Consider the following 25,258-nt stretch of genomic DNA (forward strand, 5'->3'; position numbering starts at 1 on the left):
ATAATTTGTTTATTTTTCGTAAGTTACGCCATTATGTTCAGAAATATTCACGCGTAGATCAAAAATATCTGCGCGACTATAATGGCCATCCGTGTCCAAAGATGTTAATCCCTGACCAATTAAGTCAATGTCTAAATCTGCATAAATAGTTTCAGCTTTATCACCGGCCTTTGCCAAAATTGATGCATCGGGGGCAATAATCATGCTGCCACCAAATTGCAGCTGCTTATCTGCCATTTGCTCAATTAACTCTTTAGCTGCGCTATCCCCGCCCACTGAATGCAGGCCATCCAATAAATCCTGCCTATGCTGAACAGTTCCTGCCGCCAAAACAAAACAGCGTCCCTCAAAAGCATAATGTCTGGAGGCAATTTCATATGTGTCGCGAACCGTGGGCCATGCAGCAATATGGATTGTTTCGCCCATATTATGCATGACGGCGCGTGCCATTGGCATCCAATGTTCCCAACATATTAAATTACCGACAACATGCCGGTCATGTTGATGGACATTTAATGTTGATCCATCGCCCCTATTCCATATGAGCCGTTCGCCATGCGTGGGAACCAGTTTACGGTGGTTCAGCATTGATTTTTTTGGTCGCATTAAAAATTGATTATTATATATGCTGTTGCGCAGTCTTTCATGAGCGCCAATTGACAGCATGACGTCATTTTCATCGCATAATTGCTGTAAAGGTAATAATCTGGGGTCGTCTTGCTTAATCGCCTGTTTTAAAATGATATTATGCAGCGATTTTGTGCCAAGGTGATCCCATAATGCTGCGCCCGCTGCCTCATCAAGCCATATTGGATAGCCCCCTAAAAAAGTCTCACCAAAGGCGATGAGTTTTGCGCCATTTTCAATTGCATTTGTGGCCAGATTTAATAATTTTTCAATCCCTGCATCGACATTGAAGGGGATTGGTGCCGCCTGACAAACTGCAACTTTCATATTATTCCATGCCTTTGGTGGTAATTTATTGTTTTTATGTAATTATCATTGCCGCATTTATAGTCAACCACATTAAAATAATTGTTGAAATAGCAAATAAAGCAAAACGCACCATCACAATATTTAAAATGGCCTGCCACAGACTATGTAATATGCGCAGCGACACAAAAGCCCATGCCAGCCATAAATTTATACCGTCACCCTCGCCAACTATCGCCAAAATAATGGCAACAGCATAGAATATAGGGGGTAATTCCAATAAATGATTATAATTATCTGCCTTCCACTGCGCAGAAAAAGGCAATTTTTTTAATTCATCCTTAGTATAGGTGGCCGGATTGAGATCGATTTTCGCCGCCTGCATGGCGGGAATACGCGTAATATACATCCAAATCCACATGACAAATGTCCAAAGGATAAGGATGATGACGGGCGTTAAAATTGGGCTGTTTGTCATAAATATATATCCTTTATATCAATATATTAACTGTCATTATTGACAAGATGAATAAACAAATTGTCGCCATCATGAAAATGGCAAAACGGACCATCACATTATTGATTAATGATTGGTAGAGGCTGTGAATTATCCTGAAAATCACATAACCCCATGCCAAATTAACCATTATGGGGGTGACCCCGCCTGCGACAGCCGCAATTAAAATAATGGCATAAAAAATTGTCGGCTGTTCCATCAAATGGGAGTAATTATGCGATTTCCAATTGACCTGATCGGGGATTAAGCCTTCTAAATCCTGTCCTCTGCCACCTGGCTTTGCTACATTCAGTTGTTTTTTAATTTTTGCCATCGCTGGAAAGCGAGAGGCGGCCAACCATAATAGCATGATGAGTGACCAGCAGACCAAAATAGCCGCTGGTAACAAAATATCCTTATCCATATTTATCCCCCTTATTTACATTAAGGTAGGTTGATGTAAATAAGGCGGATTGTCAATTGGATGATTGAAATTGGATTTTAGCTTTTGCTAAATGCCTCAAAAGAAATGACATTGTCATTTTCTTGACGCGAATATACGCTGGCCATGGGGGCATCGCTGACCGTATAGCGCAATGTTTCGCCAAAGCCGTTAAAGCCGGTGCGCATAGCGCAGCCATAAGCACCCAACATACCAATTTCAATATAGTCCCCCGACCCTATATCAGCAGGTAGCATGAAAGGGCCGGCCATATGGTCCATATCGTCGCATGTTGGGCCATAAAAGCTAAACCCATCATGTGATTCTATGGTATTATCATCGCCCAAATAGGCAACGGGAAAGCGCCAGCCAATATGCGCCGCATCAAATAAAGATCCATAGGCGCCATCATTTATGAAAAGCTCATGCCCACGGCGTTTTTCCACTTTGACAATTAAGGAGGCATATTCAGCGCATAATGCACGGCCCGGCTCGCACCAAAGCTCCGCAGAATAGCTGATGGGCAGGTCTTCAAACGCGTCGTGAATCACATTAAAATATTGGCGTAAATCAGGCGGTGACATGCCAGGATAAACCGATGGAAAGCCGCCGCCAACATCAACAATGTCAACAGTGACTGAAGATGCGATAATTGCCTCGCGCACGCGCTCCATCGCATCGGAATATGCATTGGGTGACATGGCTTGGCTGCCAACATGGAAACAAATGCCAAGCCCGTCGGCCAATTGGCGCGTTGCGACAAGTAAATCGGCGACTTCATCTGCATCTGCACCAAATTTTGCGGCAAGGCTTAATTCAGCATGTTCGGAGGAAACCTGAATCCGGACACAAAGATCAAGATCGGCTGCATTATGTGTTGCCCGTGCAATTTTGGCCAGCTCGTCATGCGTATCAAGCGAAAATGTGCGCACGCCATGTTGGTGATATGCCTCTGCGATTGCGGATTCTGATTTAACAGGGTGCATGAAGCACAACACCGCATCGGGCAATAAATTACGGATTAAGCGCACTTCGCCAATTGACGCAACGTCATAATGGGTAATGCCGCTTTCCCACAAAATTTGGATAAGGTCGGGCGAAGGATTCGCCTTTACCGCATATATTGATTTGCCGCTAAAATTTTCTATAAAGAAGCGGGCAGCACGCTTGGCTGCATCAGGACGAAGCAATGTAATAGATTCGTCAGGCTGAGTAGCACGAATGACAGCTAAGGCGTTTGGATAATCGTACAATTCAAGGGACCCCCAATAGTCTGTTAAACTTAAAAAATGCGAAAATGGCGCTGCCTTGCGGTTATTGGAAGTCCCCCTGGGGCAGCGAATGAGCGATATATGAAAGCAAAGCCGTAATGTAAAGTTCAAATTGCAAAAAAATGTGAAAATTTTAGCTTAATCGGTTTTTAAAGTCGGTCCATTCAAAACGTTTTACCAACTTTAAATCGTCGCTTTCACTGTCCCATAGCCAGATAGAGGGCAAGGGGACACCATTAAATGTTGTGGTTTTGACCATAGAATAATGCGCCTGATCCAAAAAGGCAAATCTTTGCCCAATTTGCGGGGTTTCAGCAAATCGATAATCGCCGATTATATCCCCAGCGAGGCAGCTTGGCCCGCCAAGACGCATGACTGGCCCGTCCATTTTCTCACCAAGCATTGCAGGGCGATATGGTGCTTCGATAACATCGGGCATATGGCATGTGGCGCTGATATCGCATATGCCAACTGGCATGCCATTATCGAATATATCCAAAATTTCGCCGACTAAAATACCCGCGTCCAATGCAATGGCTTCGCCCGGCTCTAAATATATCACGCATCCGGTTTCTTCGCTAACTTTGCGAATAAAATGAATCAGCGCCTCCCTATCATAATCATCGCGAGTAATATGGTGGCCACCGCCAAAATTTATCCATTTTAACTGATTAAAATAGGGGGCTAATATAGGCTTAATCGCTTCCCATGTGCGCTCCAACGGGGCGAATTCCTGTTCGCATAAGGTGTGAAAATGAATGCCCGATATGCCAGATAAATGCTCGGTTTTTAATTGGCCAATTGGAAAACCAAGACGTGAATGGGGCTGGCAAGGGTCATATTTTTCAACTTCACCTTCGCTATGCTGTGGATTGATGCGCAGGCCAGCATCAACCTTATCGGTCAAAAAATGAACAAAGCGGCGATGCTGGGCGGGGCTGTTAAAAATAATATGATCGGAAATTTCGACAATTTCGGCCATATCGCTTTGTTTATATCCCGCGCAATATGTCGCAATTTCGCCCTTATAATGTTCACGTGCTAAACGTGCTTCCCAAAGGCCGCTTGTGCAAACACCATCAAGATATTCTCCGATTAAGGGGGCCAACTGCCACATGGAAAAAGCCTTCATTGCGCAAAGGATTTTTGCACCAGAATGGTTTTTTACATCCGCCAAGATGGACAAATTGCGCCTTATCGCAGCTGCGTCGACAATGAATGAAGGGCTGTCAACGCGGCCAAGGTCAAAATGCGCAAATGCGCCGGGATCGCCTGCTTTGGTTTCCATTAAAATGCCAATGGTCCGTCAAGCTCCTTCACCTGCCACGGCAGGCCATGTTTGTTGAGCATATCCATAAAGGGATCAGGATCAAATTCCTCCATATTAAACACGCCGGCGCCAGTCCATTTTCCGGTAAGCAGCATGGCAGCTCCAATCATTGCTGGAACTCCGGTAGTATAGCTGACCGCTTGATTGCCTGTTTCGGCAAAGGCGTCTTCATGATCACAAATATTATAAATATAGAGCGTTTTTTCGTTTCCATCCTTGCCAAGGCCGGTTGCAATATCACCAATATTGGTTTTGCCCTTTGTGGTCGCCCCCAAAGAGGCCGGTTCGGGCAAAACAGCCTTTAAAAACTGTAATGGAATAATTTCTTTGCCTTCATACATAACTGGATCAATGCGCGTCATGCCGACCGCTTGGAGCACATTTAAGTGGGTGATATAGGCATCGCCAAAGGTCATCCAGAAGCGAATACGTTTAATTTCTGGCAAATGTGTTTTCAGGCTCTCAATTTCCTCATGATACATCATATACATGTTTTTGGGGCCGACTTGTTCAAAATCAAATGTCTGTTTTACCGACATTGGCGGGGTTTCAACCCAATCGCCATTTTCCCAATGCCGCGCAACTGCCGTTACCTCACGAATATTAATTTCGGGGTTGAAATTGGTTGCAAATGCCTGTCCATGGTCGCCGCCATTACAGTCCAAAATGTCCAAAGTGTCGATACGCTCAAAATGATGTTTTTTAAGGTAGGTTGCAAAAACACTGGTCACGCCGGGGTCAAAACCAGAACCCAATAAAGCGGTTAATCCTGCCTCTTTAAATCGTTGTTGATATGCCCATTGCCAGTGATATTCAAATTTTGCCACGTCCAATGGTTCATAATTTGCGGTGTCCATATAATTTACACCGGCGGCAAGACAGGCATCCATAATATTTAAATCTTGATAAGGCAGGGCAAGATTGACCACCAATTGGGGCTTAATTTCATTTAATAATGCTGTCGTGGCGGGAACATCATCTGCATCCAAGGCATAGGTGGCAATTTCCACTCCAGTGCGCTGCTTCACAGATGCGGCAATCGCATCACATTTCGATTTTGTTCGGCTCGCCAGATGAATTTCGGAAAATATATCTTTGTTCATCGCCATTTTGTGAACTGCAACCGAACCAACGCCGCCCGCGCCGATGACTAAAATCTTGCTCATTTGAAAAATCCTGCCAATTTAAGAATCATATTGCCACAGCATATAGGCAGCTTTGATGACAGGACAAGTTTTGAACGAAAAATATGACAATCATCCGCAATTAAATATTATTATGCCAAGCCATGAAGGGGTGGTGAGAGCTGCACAGAAAGTCGCAAAAATCCTGCCTCCTACGCCTCTTTTACCACTGATGATTAGAGGAAAAACAATTTGGTGTAAGGCAGAGGCGCTGCAGCCCATTGGGGCATTTAAAATAAGGGGGGCGTGGCATAGATTAACTGATTTGAGTGAAAAAGAACGCAAATTGGGTGTGGTCGCATTTTCCAGCGGAAATCATGCTCAGGGCATTGCATGGGCCGCAAAGCAGCTTAATATCAATGCCACTATCGTCATGCCAAGTGACGCGCCAAAGGCAAAGATGAAGGCCACCAAGGATTTGGGCGCAGAAATAATAATATATAATCGCATGACCGAAAGCCGTGAAGAAATTGCGAGAGATATCGCCCTGCAAAACGGCGCGACCATAGTGCCCAGCTTTGATGATGCATGGGTGATTGAGGGGCAGGGGAGCACCGCGATAGAGGCTGCGCAACAATTATCCGCCCATAATGGACAGAAATTTGATCAGATTATCGCCTGTTGTGGCGGTGGCGGGCTTGCCAGTGGATGTGCGCTTGCCCTTTTGGACGCGGAAATATGCATTGTTGAGCCGGATGGGTGGGACGATATGGGGCAATCTTTGACATTGGGTAAAATTGTCCCTGTTCGGCCCAATCCTCCATTTACAAGTTGTGATGCGCTGCAAACCTTGCGCGTGTGCGACATGACATTTAATATTTTACATGAACGATGCGCCACAGGCGTAAATGTAACGGAAGCAGAAATTGCCGCCGCAATGCGTTATGCATATGAAAATTTACATATCATATTGGAGCCGGGCGGCGCGGTCGCATTGGCCGCTATCATCGCGGGCAAGGTGGAATTGGGCCAAAATCCATTGGTTACTTTGTCCGGCGGCAATGTAGATGCGGCGTTATATTTTAAGATGATAGGCGGTTAAATCGCATATCATTTAGCCAAAATAAAGAAATGATAAGCCGCCTAAAATAAGGCCGAGCAGCTTAATCTCAGGCTGCCTTAATCAGAGCCAATTCCTCGCGATTCCAAATTTCCAACAAAGCCTTAGTCAATTGATCCATCATGGCTTCATCATGGCTTGGCCCTGGGGTGAAACGTAATCTTTCGGTTCCGCGCGGCACAGTGGGGTAATTTATCGGTTGAACATAAACGCCATATTCCGCCAATAAAATATCGCTTATCCGTTTTGCCTTCACTGGATCGCCAATCATCAATGGCACAATATGGGTCACACTATGCATGACGGGAAGCCCCGCATCGGCAAAGGATTTTTTCAAATATGCGGCATGGCGCTGTTGTGAATCACGCTCTTCATTAGATGATTTTAAATGTTTTACCGCCGCCAAAACGCCCGCAACCAAAACGGGAGACAGGCTGGTCGTGAAAATAAAACCAGGGGCATAGCTGCGGATAACGTCGATAATTTTACGATCAGCGGTAATATATCCGCCCATAACGCCAAATGCCTTGCCCAATGTGCCCTCAATTATCGTGACACGACTGGCTGTGCCGTCCCGTTCGGTAATGCCCCCGCCGCGCGGCCCATACATGCCCACGGCATGCACTTCATCACAATAGGTAAGGGCATTATATTTATCGGCCAAATCGCATATTTCGGCAATGGGGGCGATGTCGCCATCCATTGAATAAACGCTTTCAAAAGCGATTAATTTGGGAACATTGGGGTCTGACGCTGCCAATAATTGTTCCAAATGTTCCATGTCATTATGTTTGAAAACATGTTTTTCGCATCCTGAATTACGGATACCGGCAATCATTGATGCATGGTTTAATTCATCAGAATAAATAATACATCCGGGCAATATTTTTGCCAAAGTGGATAGGCTTGCCTCATTTGACACATAGCCAGAGGTGAAAAGCAGTGCGCCATCCTTGCCATGCAAGTCGGCAAGTTCATTCTCCAATTCAACATGTAAATGAGTGTTACCGCCAATATTGCGTGTGCCGCCCGATCCTGCACCAACATCGTGCAGGGCGGTTTCCATTGCGGCAATCACCTTGGGATGTTGGCCCATGGACAGATAGTCATTGGAGCACCAAACCGTAATTGGACGTGGCCCATTATGTCCGGCAAAACAGCGGGCATTAGGGAATTTCCCCTTATTGCGGAGTATATCAACAAAAACACGGTAACGCCCTTCTTCATGAAGTCTTGTTATGGCCTTGTCGAAAATTTGATCATAATTCACAAAAATAATACCTGTTTAATATTTAAATGCGTGTTTACCGATTTTGCGCATAAAAATCTAGGTCATATCAGTTGCAAAACGCAATTTTCCATGTGCAAATATCAAAATTCACTAAATTCGGTGAAACCTATTTTAGTTAAATTAGGAATTAATTTTTCAATATCAATATTTTCGCCAGTATAGAAAAATTTATCTTTGCCAATATTATGGCCATGATTGCCAGCAAATTTTTGTTCTTTTGTTAAAAAATCAATCCGGCGAGAGATGCCCTGTGCCCCATCAATAAATTTTAAGTGCTCTGCCATGCCTAATTTTAGGGCGGCGGCAGACAGCTCATCTTTCACCAGAGGAAAATGTGTGCAGCCAAGGATAATGACATCCATATTTTTGGCCTGTTCATGTTGCAATAAGTTTGAAATGGCATTTTCATATATTTTGATGGGTACATCTTCACCGCGCATTTTTGCCTCCGCAGCGCCGACCAAATCGGGCGCGGCAGAGCGGATTAACATGCAATCAGACGCATATTGTTGATATAATTTTTCAACATAGGGTTGCCGGATTGTTGCCGCCGTGCCCAATATTCCGATAACTTTCGTTGTTGATAAAGCAGCCGCAGGTTTTATTGCAGGAACAGTTCCAACAATGGGAACATCCAATGCAGCGCGAACATGGCTTAATGCAATGGTGCAGGCGGTGTTACAGGCAATGGTGATAAGGCGCGGGCGATATCGTTCCACCGCACGGCCCAATAAAGCTGGAACACGGGCGGCAATTTCGGCTTCGCTTTTATTGCCATATGGCAGGGCAGCATAATCCGCCAAATATATATATTGCGCATCCGGAACGGCCTTTTTGGCTTCTGTTAAAATGGAAAGCCCCCCAATACCAGAATCAAGGAATAAAATTGGTTGCATGCTGCTTATTTGTTCATTGCTTGTCATCATATATTTACTAACATTGTTTTTTGATGCTGCAAGCGCAACTCCATATCATAAAATTTATTTATTTTTGTGAATATACTTGTTTGTTGTAACCTTGCCCCTTAATCAAATAAGTGATTGCAAATGATGGAGCATGTTTAAACCATGGAAATATATGTAAATTTCATATTGGCTATATTAATTGGCTATGCATTGGGCTCCATACCCTTTGGATTATTATTAACCAAAATTGCAGGCGGACCGGACATTCGTTCCATTGGTTCGGGCAATATTGGTGCGACAAATGTATTGCGAACAGGCAATAAATTATTGGCTGCAACCACTTTAATTTTGGATATTTTAAAGGGCACTGTGGCGGTTTTAATTGTCGCTCACTTCATCCCAGGGACAGAGCCACTCGCGGCGGCGGCGGCTTTCTTTGGTCATTTATTCCCGATTTGGTTGAAATTTGAAGGTGGTAAAGGCGTCGCCACCTATGCGGGCATATTATTTGGTTTATTTTGGAATGATGGCATGGTCGGCGGATATATATTTGCCATTTGCTGGATTGGGACATTGGTAATTTCGCGCTATTCCTCGCTTGCAGGCATAATTGCGGCTATTTCTGCTCCGATTACGGCAGCGATTGTCGGAAAATCCGAACTTGTGCCATTGTTAATCGCCTGCACCTTAATTTTAATATGGAAACATTGGCCCAATATATTGCGTTTATTATCTGGTAATGAACCAAAGGTCGGAAAATCAAAATAAGATGCATTCAGAAAATTGGCATAAATTAAGGTTGATTAGGTCAACCAATATTGGCCCGGTTGGATTTCATCGCTTATTACGCAAATTTGGCAGCGCAAGCGAAGCGATTGAACATTTGCCCGAATTGGCACAGCGTGGAGGCCGAAAGCTTAGCCTAATTTCCAGCGATGCCGTGGATAAAGAGGTTGAGGCCACCAAAAAGGCAGGTGCGCATTTTTTATTTCATGGCAGCACAAAATATCCGACATTATTGAGCAAGATTGATTCCGCGCCGCCCGTTTTGACTGTTGCTGGCAATATACAGCTGTTTAATCGACCCATGGTGGCCATCGTTGGCGCGCGTAACGCCTCTGCCTCTGCGGTAAATTTTGCCCGTAAAATTGCTAGCGATTTGGGCGAGCGCGGCATGGTTACGGTTTCCGGATTGGCTAGAGGAATAGATACACAGGTGCATATTGGTTCTTTGTCAACTGGAACTATTGCGGTCATAGCAGGTGGGATTGATAATATTTACCCGCCGGAAAATGCGGATTTGCAGCATGAAATTATAAAATATGGTTGTTTGGTGAGCGAGCAACCATATGGAACAGAGCCGCGCGCGCGCCATTTTCCCAGCCGAAATCGCATTATTGCGGGTTTGGCGCAGGGCACATTGGTGGTGGAAGCTGCGCTTAAATCCGGCTCGCTTATCACGGCCAGACTTGCTGCGGAAAGCGGGCGAGAGGTGATGGCAATTCCTGGCTCTCCCATGGATCCACGGTCGCAAGGATGTAACCAAATCATCCGTGAAGGCGCAATTTTGGTGCAAAATGCGGATGATATGGTTGAGCTTTTATCATCTTTTACATCCGGTTTTCCTTCACATAATTTAGGCAGGAATAATGGAAATGAGCCTACATTATGTGAAGATGAGCTTATTTTTAACTGGGAAAGCAATTATAATGATGAAACCACTATATTCGATGAAGAAGAAGATAATTGCAATGAAGCTGCGCTTAATCAGAATGTGAGAGAGTCAATAAATGGGTTGTTAAGCGCATCATTTGTCACTGTAGATGAAATTGTGCGGCAATCAAAACAATCCGTTTCCGCGGTTCAGGATATATTGTTGGAAATGGAGCTTGCCGGAAGGCTGGAGCGCGGCGCTGGCGGCAAAGTAAGGTTGAGTTTTTGAAATAAACATGGGTGTAAAAATAAAAAAGCATCTTGACTGGAGCATTTTTATGCTAGCAGACTCGCGCATATATGTAGAGAAATTGAAAAGATATATAAAAACATGAATTTAGTCGTCGTAGAATCGCCAGCAAAAGCAAAGACCATCGAAAAATATCTGGGCAAGGGGTATAAGGTATTAGCATCCTTTGGCCATGTTCGGGATTTGCCGCCAAAAGATGGGTCGGTTGATCCAGCAGATGGCTTTGCAATGAAATGGCAAAATTATGGCGATAAGGCCAAGCAATTAAAAGCGATTAGCGATGCTTCAAAGGCTTCTGATCGATTGATACTTGCCACCGACCCTGATCGGGAGGGTGAGGCGATTAGCTGGCATGTTTTAGAAGTGTTGAAAAAGAAGAAATTACTCCCTGCAAAGGTTGAGCGTGTCACATTTAACGCTATCACAAAGGCTGCTGTCACCGAAGCCATGGCCAATCCACGTGATTTGGACCATGATTTAATCGATGCCTATCGTGCACGCCGCGCATTGGATTATTTGGTTGGCTTTACCTTATCACCTGTTTTGTGGCGTAAATTGCCCGGTGCAAAATCTGCGGGCCGCGTTCAATCGGTTGCGCTGCGTTTAATTGTTGAGCGGGAACGAGAGATTGAGGCGTTTAAGTCGCTGGAATATTGGTCTGTCTTGGCAAATATGGAGCATAAGGGCCAAGAATTTGTGGCGCGTCTTGTTACTTTAGATGGCCAAAAATTGGACAAGCATGGGCTGAATAATGAAAAATCGGCAATGGCGGCAAAATCATTGGTTGAAAATGCCAATTTGCGCGTGGCGTCTGTGGAGACAAAACCGGCCAAACGCCACCCACAACCGCCATTTATGACATCAACTTTGCAGCAGGAGGCTGCACGAAAATTAGGATTCGCCGCCAGCCATACGATGCGCGTTGCACAAGGTTTATATGAAGCGGGCGCGATTACATATATGCGGACCGATGGTGTAACCATGGATGGCAGCGCCATTTCGGAGGCGCGCCGCGCCATAACCAATCGCTATGATGGGGCATATATTCCTGAAAAACCAAGGGTTTATAAAAGCAAGGCCAAAAATGCGCAAGAGGCGCATGAGGCAATCCGTCCCACAGATTTTAATGATGACCGATTTGGTAGCGGTGATCAGGCAAAATTATATGATTTAATTTACAAACGCGCATTGGCCAGCCAAATGTCATCGGTAAATTTGGAACGCACAGCCATTATGTTAGAAGATGGCACCGGCAATTTAGGGCTGCGTGCCAATGGCCAAGTTATCGTTTTTCCAGGATTTTTGGCCCTTTATGAAGAGGGATTGGACGATAATGAGCAGGAAGATGGCGGTTTATTACCCGCAATGGTGAATGGCGATACGCCTGCGAAAAAAAATGTCGAGGCTAATCAACATTTCACCCAGCCACCTGCGCGATTTTCAGAAGCAACTTTGGTCAAAAGATTGGAAGAATTGGGCATTGGACGTCCGTCAACCTATGCCTCCACCATTCAGGTGTTAAAAGATAGATCATATGTCCGTGTTGAGAAAAACCGTTTTTTCTCGGAAGATAGCGGCAGGTTGTTAACAGCATTTCTAGAAAGGTTCTTCGAACAATATGTGGCATATGAATTTACCGCCGCTTTGGAGGATGAGCTTGATGAGATAAGCGGCGGGCGGCTTGGATGGCAGCAAGTTTTGGAGCAATTTTGGAAAGATTTTGAAACCATTACCGCCAGTGTGATGGAACAAAAACCATCCGATATTACGGCAGAGCTTGATAAATTTTTGGCCCCATATTTATTTCCGGAAAAAGAAGATGGGTCAAACCCGCGTCTATGTCCAAAATGCGGGGTTGGTGAATTGTCCTTGCGCGGTGGGCGTTTCGGCGCATTTATCGCTTGTTCTGATTATCCTGAATGTAAATTTACGCGCCAATTCGCGCAGGCTGGCGGCGGCAACGCTGATGATAGCCAAGATGGTGATTTGGGTGAACATCCCGAAACCGGAGAGATGATAAGCCGAAAAACGGGCCGGTTCGGTCCTTTTGTTCAAATGGGTGAGGGTAAAGAGGCAAAACGTGCATCTGTGCCAAAGGATATTCCTGCCGATGAATTTGATTTTGATTGGGCAGTGAAATTACTATCTTTGCCGCGTTTGGTGGGCATCCATCCAGAAAGCGGCGAAGAAGTGCGGGCGGCCATTGGACGCTATGGCCCATATTTAATCCATGATGGTAAATATGCGAAATTGGATGGAACAAGAGATGTTTTTGATGTCGGCATGAATGCCGCTGTTGTTAAATTGGCGGAGGCCGCTGAGAATAAGGGCGGGCGTGGCCGTGCAAAGGCAGAGCCTTTGAAAATTTATGGACCGCATCCCGAAAGTGGCAGTGAGTTAAAATTAATGGACGGTCGTTACGGACCATATATCACCGATGGAAGCGTGAATGCCACCGTTCCGCGCGGACAAGATGGTAATGATTTCACATTGGATGATGCTGCCGCCTTAATTGATGCGAAAATTGCCAAGGGGCCAGCAAAAAAGAAAAAAGCCGCCCCGAAAAAGAAAGCTGCAACCAAAAAGCCCGCAGCGAAGAAAACAGCGGTAAAAAAACCAGCAACGAAGAAAGCAGTGACCAAAAAACCAGCAGCGAAGAAAACAGCGGCAAAAAAATCTGCGACCAAAAAAACGGACGTTATAAAAGCTGCTGAATAATATTATATTTGGCTGGGGCGGGTGTTAATTCACCCATTCCAGCCCCATATTTTGGTAAATTTCCTTATTTTCATCCCATTTCGGATCAACCTTTACATGTAAATAAAGGTGAACCTTCACGCCCATTTGTTTGGCAATTTCTTCACGGGCTGCGGCTCCAATTTTTTTAATTTGTGCGCCGCCCTTACCTAAAATAATGGCGCGTTGGCTTGCTCTTTCGACCAAAATTTGTTGGTAAATTTCAATGCTGCCGTCATCACGTTCTGAATATTTCTCGGTCTCCACCACGCTGGCATAGGGTAATTCGGAATGAAGCTGATGATATAATTGTTCGCGGGTTATTTCGGCGGCAGCCAATCTTTCGCTAATGTCGGATGCCTGATCTTCGGGAAAATGCCATGGGCCATGTGGCATAGCATTGGCCAATTGAGCCTTAAGCTCATCAAGCCCATCCTGCGTGGTCGCGCTGACATAGTAAATTTCAGCCAAATTCACCTTTTCATTCAATCTTTCTGTTAGTTGCAGTAATTTATCTTTACGCGCAATGTCCACCTTGTTGATAATCAACCATATTGGCGCGGTAATTGATCCAATTTTTTCCAATATCGCATCAAATTTTTTGCCGCCACCGGCGCGGCCATCGACCACCAATAAAACCAAATCGGCATTATCTGCTCCCGACCATGCGGCGGAAACCATTGCGCGGTCCAATCGGCGATGCGGGTCAAATATTCCAGGCGTGTCCAACAATATAATTTGCGCCTGTTCATGCAGGGCAACGCCCATAATGCGTGCGCGGGTTGTTTGCACTTTGGCGCTGACAATTGCAACTTTTTGACCAACTAGAGCATTGACCAAGGTCGATTTTCCGGCATTTGGCGCACCAATTACGGCAACATGGCCGCAGCTTGTGCCATTTTCAGCATCATTTTTGCTGCTATCAATATTGCTGTTCGTCATTATTTTTTTCCAACTATTTTCTTTGTTTGGTTTTTGCGCAAAAATATCTCTGCCGCACTGGTTTCTGCCAATTGCTTGCTAGATGCGGTTGCGATGATGGGATCAAATCCATTTATTGTTAATTCAACCGTAAATTGGGCCATATGCGGCGGCCCTTCTCGATTAACTAAATTATATATAGGGGATTTATATTTATTACTAGCGCACCATTCCTGAACCGCTGATTTTGGATGTTTGGGCGGTACTTCGGTTTCCTCAATAATATTATCCCATAATTTAATAATCAGCGCCTTTGCCTTTTCATGGCCATAGGTCAGATAAACTGCGCCGATTAAGGATTCCATGACATCGCCAAGAATATTATCGCTGTTTCTTGCGCCATCATCCCTTGCTTGTTTGCCCAAATTTATCCATTGGCCAAGTTCAATATGACGCGCAATTTTGGCACAGCTTTTGCCCGAAACTAATGCATTTAAACGGTGCGCCAAGCGTCCTTCATCCTCCTCTGGATAAAGGTGATAAAGATGTTCGGCAATATTTATGGCAAGCACACGGTCGCCCAAAAATTCCAGCCTTTGATAATCGGCCTTTCCGGTGCTGCCATGCGTCATCGCGATTGAAAAAATATTATTTGGCGCGACATCTTGTTCAATTAATATGCCAAGCCAGCGAAGAAACTCTTCGTTCAAAATCCTTCCCCAATGCGTTCTGCGCGGGTGGCGCTAAACCAAGTCCATGGCATAATCCAGCTGGCAGAGCCATCGGTTGAAAAAACGCTAAACCATGCTTTACCGACAAGGTTTTCCATTGGAACAATGCCAATTGCGCCGCCCTCAACTGCGGGCCAGCGGCTGTCTTCGGATCTATCGCGATTATCACCCATCAAAAATACATGACCTTCTGGCACAATAAATGCCTGACTATCATCGCCGCGACCATCGGCAACAACATCCAAAATTTTATATTTTCGGCCATTGGGCAGTGTTTCTTCAAATTGCGGATATCTGCATTGGCTTTGCCCATTTTCCAATTTTTCCTCATATTGCGGGCTAAAGCATGGGAAGCTGTCGGTTTCGATGGACGCATCAATCATATTTTGGGTGACTGGAATAACCAAATCGGCAATTTTCTTTTTGGGAACTGCTGTGCCATTTATATGCAAAATGCCGCCAATCATCTGAATTTGATCGCCGGGCAGGCCGATAACCCGTTTAATATAATCATCACGTGCGGTTGGAGGTGCTTTAAATACCACAACATCCCCTGCCTTTGGGTCTGATGCAAAAATACGTCCAGGAATGATGGGTAATTGGAACGGTACGCTATTTTTAGAATAGCCATAGGACCATTTGGAAACGACCAAATAATCGCCAATTAACAATCTGGGCTGCATAGATTCAGAGGGTATATTAAATGGCGCAAAGAAAAATGTGCGAAGCAATGCCATGAAAATAATGAGTTTGATTAAAAATTTCCCAAAATCTACCCATTCAGAGCCATTTTTGCTCTGCATTTCTGTATCTGTGGCAGTTTCTGATTGTTCTGTTTCAATATTCTGTGACAATTTTTATATCTTTGCTTGTTGAGTTCGTTAGCGCCTTCTACTAACCCTTTATTTAATTGGCTAGTATCTAGCGAACAAAATGCGTGATAATATTGCAAATAGCATAAAATTTATAGATTGAGACTTATAAAATGAGCTTTTTTGACCGACTTTCAAACCATAATGAGACAAAATTATTATCATTATTTGATCAGGACGCGCAGCGAGTTGAAAATTTTTCGGTTATTGAAAAGGGGGTATATTTTGATTTTTCCAAAAATACGCTGGATGCTGATTTAATTTCAATTTTCAAAGATTTATTTGAACAGCGCAATTTTGAACAACGCAGAGGCGATTTATTTGCAGGTAAAATCGTCAATCCGACCGAGGGACGCGCCGCTGAACATAGCGCAGAAAGAGGGCATGGAAATGTAGATTCTGTTGCCATGGCAAAGGCGCTGCATTTGCGCATGCGCGCGATGGTAGAGGCAGTAGAAGCCGGTGCATTCGGAGAAATAGATCATTTATTGCATATTGGCATTGGCGGGTCGGCATTGGGACCAAAATTGTTAATGGATGCTTTGGGCCGTGAAAATGAAGGTATAGATGTTCATATTGTTTCCAACATTGATGGCGCCGCCTTGCAGGAAATATTTAAGAAAATTGATCCTGCGAAAACTTTAATCGCGGTGGCATCGAAAACCTTTACAACCACCGAAACATTAATGAACACGCAATCTGCGTTACATTGGATGGAGCAGGCAGGCGTTGCTGACCCGATGGGCCGGATTATCGCATTGACCGCAGCACCTGACAAAGCGGTGGAATGGGGCGTGGATGAAAGCCGCATCCTGCCTTTTTCTGAAACAGTTGGCGGGCGATATTCGCTTTGGTGCTCCATTGGTTTTCCGGCCGCAATAGGTTTAGGCTGGGCTGGATTTGAGGAATTGCTGGAGGGTGCATCAATGATGGACCGCCATTTCCAAAATGCCCCTTTGCATAAAAATGCGCCTGTTTTGGCGGCAATGGTCGATCAATATTATCGCCAAGCCAGAGGTTCAGGCAGCCGTGCCGTTTTTGCATATGATGAACGGCTTCGTTTATTGCCGGATTATTTGCAGCAATTGGAAATGGAATCCAATGGAAAATCAGTGCATGTCGATGGGACATTTGTTGATTATCCCACTGCGGCGGTTACGTGGGGAGGTGTTGGCACTGATGCACAACATGCAGTTTTTCAATTATTACATCAGGGAAGCGATATTATTCCTGTTGAATTTATCGTGTCAAAAACACCAGGGCATGATTTGGACGCAGCGCATCATGAGGCATTGTTAAATAATTGTTTTGCACAGGGTGCAGCTTTAATGGCGGGTGAGGCAAATGAAGACAATGCGCGTAGCTATGCCGGCAATCGCCCCTCCACGACCATATTGGTGGATGATGTCGATCCATTTACTCTTGGCGCGTTAATCGCATATTATGAGCATCGCTGCTTTGCAAATGCGGTTTTACTGGACATAAACCCATTTGATCAATTTGGTGTCGAATTGGGTAAGAAGATGGCAAAGGCCATGGGCGGCGAGGGTGATGTGAAATTTGACGCATCCACACAAAAATTGATGCAATTGGCATTTGACGAAGATTGATGAAACCGTTCCATTTTTTTTTAATAGTGAATTTAACCTGAAACCTTTTCGAAATTAAATCCGAATGGGTTAGAAGGAATAAGGATAAAGAATGAATATGCCCAATTTTGATTATGATTTATTTGTGATTGGCGCGGGTTCGGGCGGTGTTCGTGCATCGCGTATCGCGGCATCCCATGGCGCAAAAGTTGCTGTGGCGGAGGAATATCGCGTTGGCGGCACATGTGTTATTCGTGGTTGTGTGCCGAAAAAAATGTTGGTTTACGCGTCTCATTTTGCCGAAGAATTGCATGATGCGGCCAATTATGGATGGGACATATCAAAAGATGCGCTGGATTGGCCGCGCCTTCGTGATCATATTTTAAATGATGTTAATCGCCTTAATGGCCTTTATCAAAATACGCTTAATAATAATGATGTTACCACTTTTTTGGAACGTGCGACAGTCAGCGGACCAAATGAAATTTTATTAGCTAGTGGGAAGAAAATTACAGCAAAATATATTTTAATCGCGGTTGGCGCTTGGCCAGACATGCCGAAAGTTGATGGGATAGAATATGCGGTTACATCCAATGAAATGTTTCATTTGGAAAACCTGCCAAAGAGATTATTCGTTTATGGCGGTGGGTATATTGCAAATGAATTTGCCGGTATTTTTAATGGTTTGGGCAGTCAAGTGACATTGGCCAATCGTTCTGAACGTTTGCTGCGTAGTTATGACCAGCAAATTGTGGAGCGATTGACGGAGATTAGCATAGCCAAAGGGATTGATATAAAATTAAATTTTGAGGTTGCGAAAATTGTAAAGCAACCAGATGGCAGCTTTTTGGTTCATTCAAAACATGGTGATGAGCCGGTTGAAACGGATGTTGTTTTGGTGGCAACAGGGCGCAGGGCGAAAACCGATGATTTGGGCTTGCAAAATGTCGGCGTAAATATGGACGCAAAGGGCGCGATATTGGTTGATGATAGAGCGCAAACAAATATTCCCTCTATCTATGCTGTTGGTGATGTTACCGACCGTGTGCAGCTTACCCCTGTAGCGATTAGAGAAGGGCAGGCGCTGGCCGATCGTTTATTTGGTGATAAGGATGCGCGGATAAATTATGATTATATCCCTTCGGCTGTGTTTTCCCAGCCGCCTATTGCTTCTGTTGGGTTGACTGAGGGGGAAGCGCGTCAGAAATTTGGTGATGTGAAAATATTTCAGTCCGATTTCCGCTCAATGAAAAATATTTTCGCGGATCGGGCCGAACGCAGCCTTTATAAAATGATTGTCCATCCCACAGATGATAAGGTTTTGGGTATCCATATGATAAGCCCAGAAGCTCCAGAAATATTACAATTGGCGGCGGTGGCCGTCAAAGCAGGTTTATCGAAACAAGCATTTGATGATACCATTGCGCTGCATCCTTCAATGGCGGAGGAGTTGGTGTTGTTAAAATAAAGTTACTTGTCCGTGCAAATAATGGATAAGGACTATTGACCGGATAAATACATTATTGTCTAAGGTTAGTAATAAAATTACAATCGGGGACGAACTTTATGCAGGCCATTATCGAAGAGTTGGAGCGCAGGCGTCAGGCCGCCATCATGGGCGGCGGGCAAAAACGTGTAGATGCGCAACATAGCAAGGGTAAATTGACTGCACGGGAGCGATTGGAAATATTGCTCGACGAAGATAGTTTCGAAGAAATTGACCGATTTGTTGAGCATAATTGCGTTGATTTCGGCATGGATGCTACCAAAATCCCCGGAGATGGCGTTGTTACAGGATCCGGCACGATAAATGGCCGATTAGTATATGTGTTCAGCCAAGATTTTACCGTTTTTGGCGGTTCTTTATCCGAGCGACATGCAGAAAAAATCTGTAAGATTATGGATAATGCCATGAAAGTAGGCGCGCCTGTTATCGGTTTGAACGACAGTGGCGGTGCACGTATTCAAGAAGGCGTGGCCTCGCTTGGAGGTTATGCAGAGGTGTTCCAACGCAATGTTTTGGCGTCAGGCGTTGTTCCTCAGCTAAGCTTGATAATGGGCCCCTGTGCGGGCGGGGCGGTATATTCCCCGGCAATGACCGATTTTATCTTCATGGTAAAAGATAGCAGCTATATGTTTGTAACCGGCCCTGATGTGGTCAAAACTGTCACCAATGAAGTGGTGACGCAGGAGGAGTTGGGCGGTGCAATTACCCATACTACCAAAAGTGCGGTTGCCGATTTAGCGCTTGAAAATGATATTGAGGCATTATTGTCCGCGCGTGATTTCATTAGCTTTATGCCGCTAAATAATCGTGAGGAAGTCCCAGAAATTCCGACAAGCGACCCGTGGGATCGTATAGAAAATAGCTTGGATACATTAGTTCCAGCCAATGCAAATCAACCATATGATATGCATGAGTTAATCCGTAAGACAGTGGATGAGGGGAATTTTTTTGAAATCCAACCCACGCATGCGGCGAATATAATTTGTGGTTTTGGGCGGGTCGAAGGTCGCACCGTTGGATTTGTTGCAAACCAACCCACTGTTCTGGCCGGTTGTTTGGATATAAATGCGTCAAAAAAGGCGGGGCGTTTTGTGCGATATTGCGATGCGTTTAACATTCCCATTGTGACCTTTGTCGATGTTCCGGGCTTTCTTCCCGGCGTGGGGCAGGAACATGCGGGTATCATTAAACATGGCGCAAAATTACTATTTGCCTATGGTGAGGCGACTGTTCCAAAGATAACAATTATTACGCGTAAAGCATATGGCGGTGCATATGACGTCATGGCGTCAAAGCATTTACGCGGTGATTTAAACTATGCTTGGCCAACCGCAGAAATTGCTGTGATGGGCGCAAAAGGCGCAGTGGAAATTATATTCCGTCAGGATATGGGCGATGCAGAGAAAATTGCTGCAAAGACCAAAGAATATGAGGACCGCTTTGCCAACCCCTTTGTGGCCGCGCAAAAAGGATTTATTGACGAAGTAATTATGCCGCATTCCACGCGAAAGCGTGTCGCGCTGGGCCTTCGTAAATTGCGGACAAAGGAATTGCAAAATCCTTGGAAAAAGCATGATAATATTCCGTTGTAGGAAAGGCGTTGGAAATGGATTCATTCTCCGCTCCTTCACGCAACATTGGCAAAGATTAAAGGAATATATTCATGAAATTAGGCCGTCTCAATCATATTGGTGTTGCAACGCCATCTATAAATGACAGTATCATATTTTACAGAGATGTTATGGGCGCGACAAAAATCCATGAGCCATTTGACCTGCCTGCGCAGGGGGTGAAGGTTTGTTTTGTTGATACGCCGGGTGAAAATGGCAGTAATGGAACACAGATTGAGTTGATTGAGCCATATGATGAGCATAGCCCGATAAATGGATTTTTGGCTAAAAATCCGCTTGGTGGCCAACATCATATTTGTTTTGAAGTTCCCGACATCCATATTGCAAAGGCAGAATTTGAGGTATTGGGAAAACGTATTTTGGGTGAACCGCGTATTGGTGCGCATGGCACACCCATATTTTTTGTTCATCCAAAGGATATGGGCGGGATGTTAACCGAAATTATGGAAAGTCCTGGGGAGGGCAAACATTGACTATATTTCAAAATATTAAGCTGAGTATTTTAGACAATATCGCAACTATCACCTTTAATCGACCTGACCGTCTGAATGCATGTTCATTGGAAATGGCGGATGAGATTAGCAATGCGCTAGACCAATTGGGTGATGCGCGTGTTTTAATTTTAACAGGAGAGGGACGCGCATTTTGTTCGGGCGCGGATTTGCAATCGACCGGAGATAAATCGATAAGCGGCGGGCAGGCCGCTTATCAGTCCTTAATGCAGCATTATAACCCATTAATGCTAAAATTATCGCGGTTAAATATCCCCACGGTAAGCAGGGTCAGAGGACCGGCAGCAGGAATTGGCTGTTCAATTGCGTTGGCCGCAGATTTTGTGATTGCAAGTGAAAAGGCTTATTTTCTACAAGCATTTGTCAATATTGGTCTTGTCCCCGATGGCGGGGCGAGTTGGATGTTGCCACGCTTAATCGGTAAGGCGCGCGCCACACAAATGATGCTATTGGGTGAAAAAATATATGGCGCTCAAGCTGCTGAATGGGGCTTAATTTACAAACAAGTATCCGAAGAAGTTCTGGATAGTGAAGTGGCTATGCTGGCTGACAAATTGGCAAATGGGCCTACAATTGCTTATGGAATTATGCGTCAAAATATCGCCTCTGCAATGGAAAATGATTATGCCAGCGCATTGCTGCGCGAAGCAGAGGGGCAAAGGCATGCAGGTGACAGTATGGATGCGCGCGAGGGCGCAATAGCCTTTCTAAAAAAACGCAAGGCAGAGTTTAAGGGACAATAATGAGCGATAAGCCAAATATAAATGATTGGAACGACCTTGCCAATAAAGAGGTGAAGGGTCGCAATTTAACGTGGGAAACGCCAGAGGGTATAGATGTAAAACCCTTATATACCGCGCAAGATGTGGCGCACGACCCTGGCTTGCCAGGATTTGCCCCCTATACCAGAGGGGTAAAGGCCAGCATGTATGCCGGACGTCCATGGACCGTGCGGCAATATGCGGGATTTTCAACCGCAGAGGAAAGTAATGCATTTTATCGGCGCAATTTGGCGGCGGGGCAAAAGGGTCTTTCCATTGCATTCGACCTTGCAACGCATAGGGGCTATGACAGCGACCATCCGCGCGTGACGGGCGATGTCGGCAAAGCTGGTGTTGCAATTGACAGTGTGGAGGATATGAAAATCTTATTTGATCAAATTCCGCTTGATCAAATGAGTGTGTCGATGACCATGAATGGCGCGGTTATTCCATGTTTGGCATTTTATATCGTTGCGGCGGAGGAGCAGGGGGTTAAGCCTGAGCAGCTGACCGGTACAATCCAAAATGATATTTTAAAAGAATTTATGGTGCGCAACACCTATATTTACCCCCCAGAGCCCAGCATGCGTATTATTTCAGATATTTTCGCATATACGGCCAGTAACATGCCCCAATTTAACAGCATTTCGATTAGCGGCTATCATATGCAAGAGGCGGGCGCGACGCAGGTTCAAGAGCTTGCTTTCACTATAGCTGATGGCATGGAATATGTAAAATTTGGTGAGGCTTCCGGCCTTGATATTGATGCATTTGCACCTCGTTTAAGTTTCTTTTTTGCCATTGGCATGAATTTCTTTATGGAAGTGGCGAAATTACGGGCGGCGCGCACATTATGGCATCGGGCGATGACCGAATTGGGCGCAAAATCCGAACGGTCCAAAATGCTGCGCACCCATTGCCAAACATCGGGCGTTTCATTAACCGAACAAGACCCGTATAATAATGTTGTTCGCACAACAATAGAGGCAATGGCGGCCATGTTGGGCGGCACGCAATCATTGCACACCAATGCATTGGATGAGGCAATTGCCTTGCCCACCGATTTTTCCGCCCGTATTGCGCGTAACACGCAAATTATTATCCAAGAGGAAACCGGCATGACCAATGTCGTCGATCCATTGGGCGGCAGCTATTATATCGAGGCATTGACCAAGGAATTGGTGGATAAATCATGGGAAATTATCGAACGGGTTCAAAATGAAGGTGGCATGGCAAAGGCTGTGGCCGCAGGCTGGCCCAAGGCTATGATAGAGGAGGCCGCAGCCGCCCGTCAGGCCCGCGTTGATAAGGGTGAAGATGTCATTGTTGGTGTAAACAAATACCGCCTAAAAGACGAAGATTTATTGGAAACCTTGGAGGTAGATAATAGCAAGGTTCGCGAAGGACAGGTCCGTAATTTGGCCAAATTGAGAGCTGAAAGGGACGAGGATGCATGTCAGGCGGCTTTGGCGGCGATTACTAAGGGTGCAAAGGGGGGTGGCAATATGCTTGCCCTTGCAGTGGATGCGGCCCGTGAACGCGCAACTTTGGGTGAGATTTCTGCCGCGATGGAAGATGTTTTTGGCCGCTATGCCACACAGCCAGCACCGGTAAAGGGTGTCTATGGCGGGGCGCATGCATTTGACAAACGCTGGGCACAGGTGTTGGAAGGTGTGGAGGCGGTGAAATCCCGCCTAGGACGTTCCCCCAAATTATTGGTCGCGAAAATGGGCCAGGACGGACATGATCGCGGGGCAAATGTAATTGCATCAGCATTTAATGATATGGGATTTGATGTTGTTTCTGGACCATTATTTCAAACACCAGAAGAAACGGTGGTTTTGGCATTGGACAATGGGGTTGATATTGTCGGCGCGTCATCATTGGCGGCGGGACATAAAACTTTAATTCCTGCATTGATTCAAGGGTTACGCGAGGCTGGCCGTCATGACGTCAAAGTAATAGCAGGCGGTGTTATCCCGCCGCAAGATTATGATTTTTTACGCGACGCAGGGGTACAGGGCATTTATGGGCCGGGGAGTAATGTCGTGGAATGTGCCGCCGATGTGTTAAGGCTTTTGGGGCATAATATGCCGCCTTTGGAGGAAGTTAATGACTGAAATTCGCAATGATTGGACGCGTGAAGAAATTGCGGCGCTATACAATCTTCCCTTTACTGAGCTTTTATTTCAGGCGGCGAGTGTCCATAGGGAATTTCATAAGGCGGATGAGGTGCAACTTTGCACATTATTATCCATTAAAACGGGAGGATGTCCCGAAGATTGTGGCTATTGCAGCCAATCTATCAAGGCCGATAGCGGGGTTGAGGCAACAAAGTTAATGGATGTGCGGGCTGTCCTACAGTCCGCAGCACAGGCAAAGGATAATGGTAGCCAGCGTTTTTGCATGGGCGCGGCGTGGCGAAATCCCAAGGACCGCGATATGCCAGCAATAGTTGAAATTGTTGCGGGCGTTCGTGCCATGGGCATGGAAACATGCATGACTTTGGGCATGTTAAGCCCGAAACAGGCCGATATGTTGGCAGCGGCAGGGCTTGATTATTATAATCATAATATAGATAGCAGTCCTGAATATTATGAGAAAGCCATTTCAACTCGTAAGATGCAGGATAGACTTGATACTCTTTCCGAAGTACGCCGTGCGGGAATAAATGTGTGTTCGGGCGGCATTATTGGCATGGGCGAAACCCGCGAAGACCGTGTCGGCTTTGTTCATACTCTTGCGACATTGCCGTCGCACCCCGAAAGCGTTCCGGTTAATGCTCTTGTTCCCATAAAGGGCACGGTTTTGGGCGATATGTTGGCCGATACGCCAATGGCAAAAATTGATGATATTGAATTTGTTCGCACTGTTGCAGTATCGCGTATCACCATGCCGATGAGCATGGTGCGTCTGTCCGCTGGACGAGAGGCGATGAGCGAGGCCACGCAGGCTTTATGCTTTATGGCAGGCGCAAACAGCATATTTACGGGGGACAAATTGTTAACCGCGCCCAATGCGGGTGATGATAGCGATGCCGCCATGATGGCGAAATTGGGGTTAAAGCCATTGCAGGGCGAAGAGCCCATGCGTGCATGTAAGATACTGGAGGGGGTTGAGTAA

At 45.4% G+C, this 25,258-nt stretch carries 22 protein-coding genes; 11 read left to right on the forward strand and 11 right to left on the reverse strand.

Translation table 11 applies throughout. From position 1 onward, the window contains the following. Positions 1–9: 9 nt before the first annotated feature. The 6 genes from LPB140_RS07405 to LPB140_RS07430 form a co-directional block, all read right to left on the reverse strand. Positions 10–954, reverse strand: a complete 945-nt coding sequence (locus LPB140_RS07405; protein ID WP_072559285.1) for a carbon-nitrogen hydrolase family protein — start codon at positions 952–954, stop codon at positions 10–12. A 34-nt stretch (positions 955–988) separates the two neighbouring features. After that, positions 989–1,411, reverse strand: coding sequence for an MAPEG family protein (locus LPB140_RS07410; RefSeq protein WP_072559286.1), 423 nt, complete (start codon positions 1,409–1,411; stop codon positions 989–991). A 13-nt stretch (positions 1,412–1,424) separates the two neighbouring features. Next, the gene (locus tag LPB140_RS07415; RefSeq protein WP_072559287.1) at positions 1,425–1,853 is read right to left on the reverse strand and encodes an MAPEG family protein; all 429 of its coding nucleotides are present in this window, start codon (positions 1,851–1,853) and stop codon (positions 1,425–1,427) included. 77 nt (positions 1,854–1,930) lie between these two features. Further along, on the reverse strand, positions 1,931–3,124 hold the full coding sequence (locus LPB140_RS07420) for a type III PLP-dependent enzyme (RefSeq protein ID WP_072559288.1): 1,194 nt from the start codon (positions 3,122–3,124) through the stop codon (positions 1,931–1,933). 151 nt (positions 3,125–3,275) lie between these two features. Continuing rightward, a complete protein-coding gene (locus LPB140_RS07425; RefSeq protein ID WP_072559289.1) occupies positions 3,276–4,430 on the reverse strand; it encodes a carboxynorspermidine decarboxylase in 1,155 nt (384 codons plus the stop codon). After that, the gene (locus tag LPB140_RS07430; RefSeq protein WP_072559290.1) at positions 4,430–5,638 is read right to left on the reverse strand and encodes a saccharopine dehydrogenase family protein; all 1,209 of its coding nucleotides are present in this window, start codon (positions 5,636–5,638) and stop codon (positions 4,430–4,432) included. Before LPB140_RS07430 ends, LPB140_RS07425 begins: the two co-directional genes overlap by 1 nt. A 55-nt stretch (positions 5,639–5,693) precedes the next feature. Between LPB140_RS07430 and LPB140_RS07435 the strand changes: the two genes are divergently transcribed. Next, positions 5,694–6,698 (forward strand): threonine ammonia-lyase, encoded by a 1,005-nt coding sequence (locus LPB140_RS07435; protein ID WP_232223374.1) that lies wholly within the window; start codon positions 5,694–5,696, stop codon positions 6,696–6,698. A 67-nt stretch (positions 6,699–6,765) separates the two neighbouring features. On the opposite strand, the gene hemA is transcribed toward LPB140_RS07435, so the two are convergent. After that, the gene (gene hemA / locus LPB140_RS07440; protein WP_072559291.1) at positions 6,766–7,986 is read right to left on the reverse strand and encodes a 5-aminolevulinate synthase; all 1,221 of its coding nucleotides are present in this window, start codon (positions 7,984–7,986) and stop codon (positions 6,766–6,768) included. A 101-nt stretch (positions 7,987–8,087) separates the two neighbouring features. Beyond that, complete coding sequence (gene murI / locus LPB140_RS07445) at positions 8,088–8,933, reverse strand: glutamate racemase (RefSeq protein WP_232223375.1); 846 nt, start codon at positions 8,931–8,933, stop codon at positions 8,088–8,090. 141 nt (positions 8,934–9,074) lie between these two features. Between murI and plsY the strand changes: the two genes are divergently transcribed. From plsY to topA, 3 genes are all read left to right on the forward strand, one after another. Further along, positions 9,075–9,680: a glycerol-3-phosphate 1-O-acyltransferase PlsY gene (plsY, locus tag LPB140_RS07450; RefSeq protein WP_072559292.1), complete on the forward strand. Its 606-nt coding sequence runs from the start codon at positions 9,075–9,077 to the stop codon at positions 9,678–9,680. Position 9,681: 1 nt separating this feature from the next. Then, entirely contained in the window at positions 9,682–10,854 is a 1,173-nt protein-coding gene (gene dprA / locus LPB140_RS07455; RefSeq protein WP_198024088.1) for a DNA-processing protein DprA, read from the forward strand. A gap of 102 nt (positions 10,855–10,956) precedes the next feature. Continuing rightward, positions 10,957–13,593 (forward strand): type I DNA topoisomerase, encoded by a 2,637-nt coding sequence (topA, locus tag LPB140_RS07460; RefSeq protein WP_072559294.1) that lies wholly within the window; start codon positions 10,957–10,959, stop codon positions 13,591–13,593. A gap of 24 nt (positions 13,594–13,617) precedes the next feature. On the opposite strand, the gene era is transcribed toward topA, so the two are convergent. From era to lepB, 3 genes are read right to left on the reverse strand one after another with little or no spacing between them, the layout of a single operon-like run. After that, positions 13,618–14,553 carry a GTPase Era gene (gene era / locus LPB140_RS07465; RefSeq protein WP_072559295.1) on the reverse strand — a complete coding sequence of 312 codons (936 nt, stop codon included), beginning with the start codon at positions 14,551–14,553 and terminating at the stop codon, positions 13,618–13,620. After that, the gene (gene rnc / locus LPB140_RS07470) at positions 14,553–15,242 is read right to left on the reverse strand and encodes a ribonuclease III (protein WP_232223376.1); all 690 of its coding nucleotides are present in this window, start codon (positions 15,240–15,242) and stop codon (positions 14,553–14,555) included. The genes era and rnc overlap by 1 nt, the downstream gene beginning before the upstream one ends. Then, a complete protein-coding gene (gene lepB / locus LPB140_RS07475) occupies positions 15,239–16,066 on the reverse strand; it encodes a signal peptidase I (protein WP_072560648.1) in 828 nt (275 codons plus the stop codon). Before lepB ends, rnc begins: the two co-directional genes overlap by 4 nt. Positions 16,067–16,248: 182 nt before the next feature. Here lepB and pgi point away from each other — a divergent pair, with 182 nt between their 5' ends. The 7 genes from pgi (at position 16,249) to bioB (ending at position 25,258) form a co-directional block, all read left to right on the forward strand. Continuing rightward, positions 16,249–17,745: a glucose-6-phosphate isomerase gene (pgi, locus tag LPB140_RS07480; RefSeq protein ID WP_072559297.1), complete on the forward strand. Its 1,497-nt coding sequence runs from the start codon at positions 16,249–16,251 to the stop codon at positions 17,743–17,745. A gap of 97 nt (positions 17,746–17,842) precedes the next feature. Next, complete coding sequence (gene gorA, locus LPB140_RS07485) at positions 17,843–19,192, forward strand: glutathione-disulfide reductase (protein WP_072560650.1); 1,350 nt, start codon at positions 17,843–17,845, stop codon at positions 19,190–19,192. A 98-nt stretch (positions 19,193–19,290) separates the two neighbouring features. Beyond that, complete coding sequence (locus LPB140_RS07490) at positions 19,291–20,823, forward strand: acyl-CoA carboxylase subunit beta (RefSeq protein WP_072559298.1); 1,533 nt, start codon at positions 19,291–19,293, stop codon at positions 20,821–20,823. A gap of 71 nt (positions 20,824–20,894) precedes the next feature. Further along, a complete protein-coding gene (gene mce / locus LPB140_RS07495) occupies positions 20,895–21,335 on the forward strand; it encodes a methylmalonyl-CoA epimerase (RefSeq protein WP_072559299.1) in 441 nt (146 codons plus the stop codon). Next, on the forward strand, positions 21,332–22,117 hold the full coding sequence (locus tag LPB140_RS07500) for an enoyl-CoA hydratase-related protein (protein WP_232223377.1): 786 nt from the start codon (positions 21,332–21,334) through the stop codon (positions 22,115–22,117). The genes mce and LPB140_RS07500 overlap by 4 nt, the downstream gene beginning before the upstream one ends. After that, a complete protein-coding gene (scpA, locus tag LPB140_RS07505; protein ID WP_072559300.1) occupies positions 22,117–24,255 on the forward strand; it encodes a methylmalonyl-CoA mutase in 2,139 nt (712 codons plus the stop codon). The genes LPB140_RS07500 and scpA overlap by 1 nt, the downstream gene beginning before the upstream one ends. Continuing rightward, positions 24,248–25,258 (forward strand): biotin synthase BioB, encoded by a 1,011-nt coding sequence (gene bioB / locus LPB140_RS07510; protein ID WP_072559301.1) that lies wholly within the window; start codon positions 24,248–24,250, stop codon positions 25,256–25,258. The genes scpA and bioB overlap by 8 nt, the downstream gene beginning before the upstream one ends.

The organism is Sphingorhabdus lutea (genome assembly GCF_001889025.1).
Lineage (GTDB): Bacteria > Pseudomonadota > Alphaproteobacteria > Sphingomonadales > Sphingomonadaceae > Sphingorhabdus_B > Sphingorhabdus_B lutea.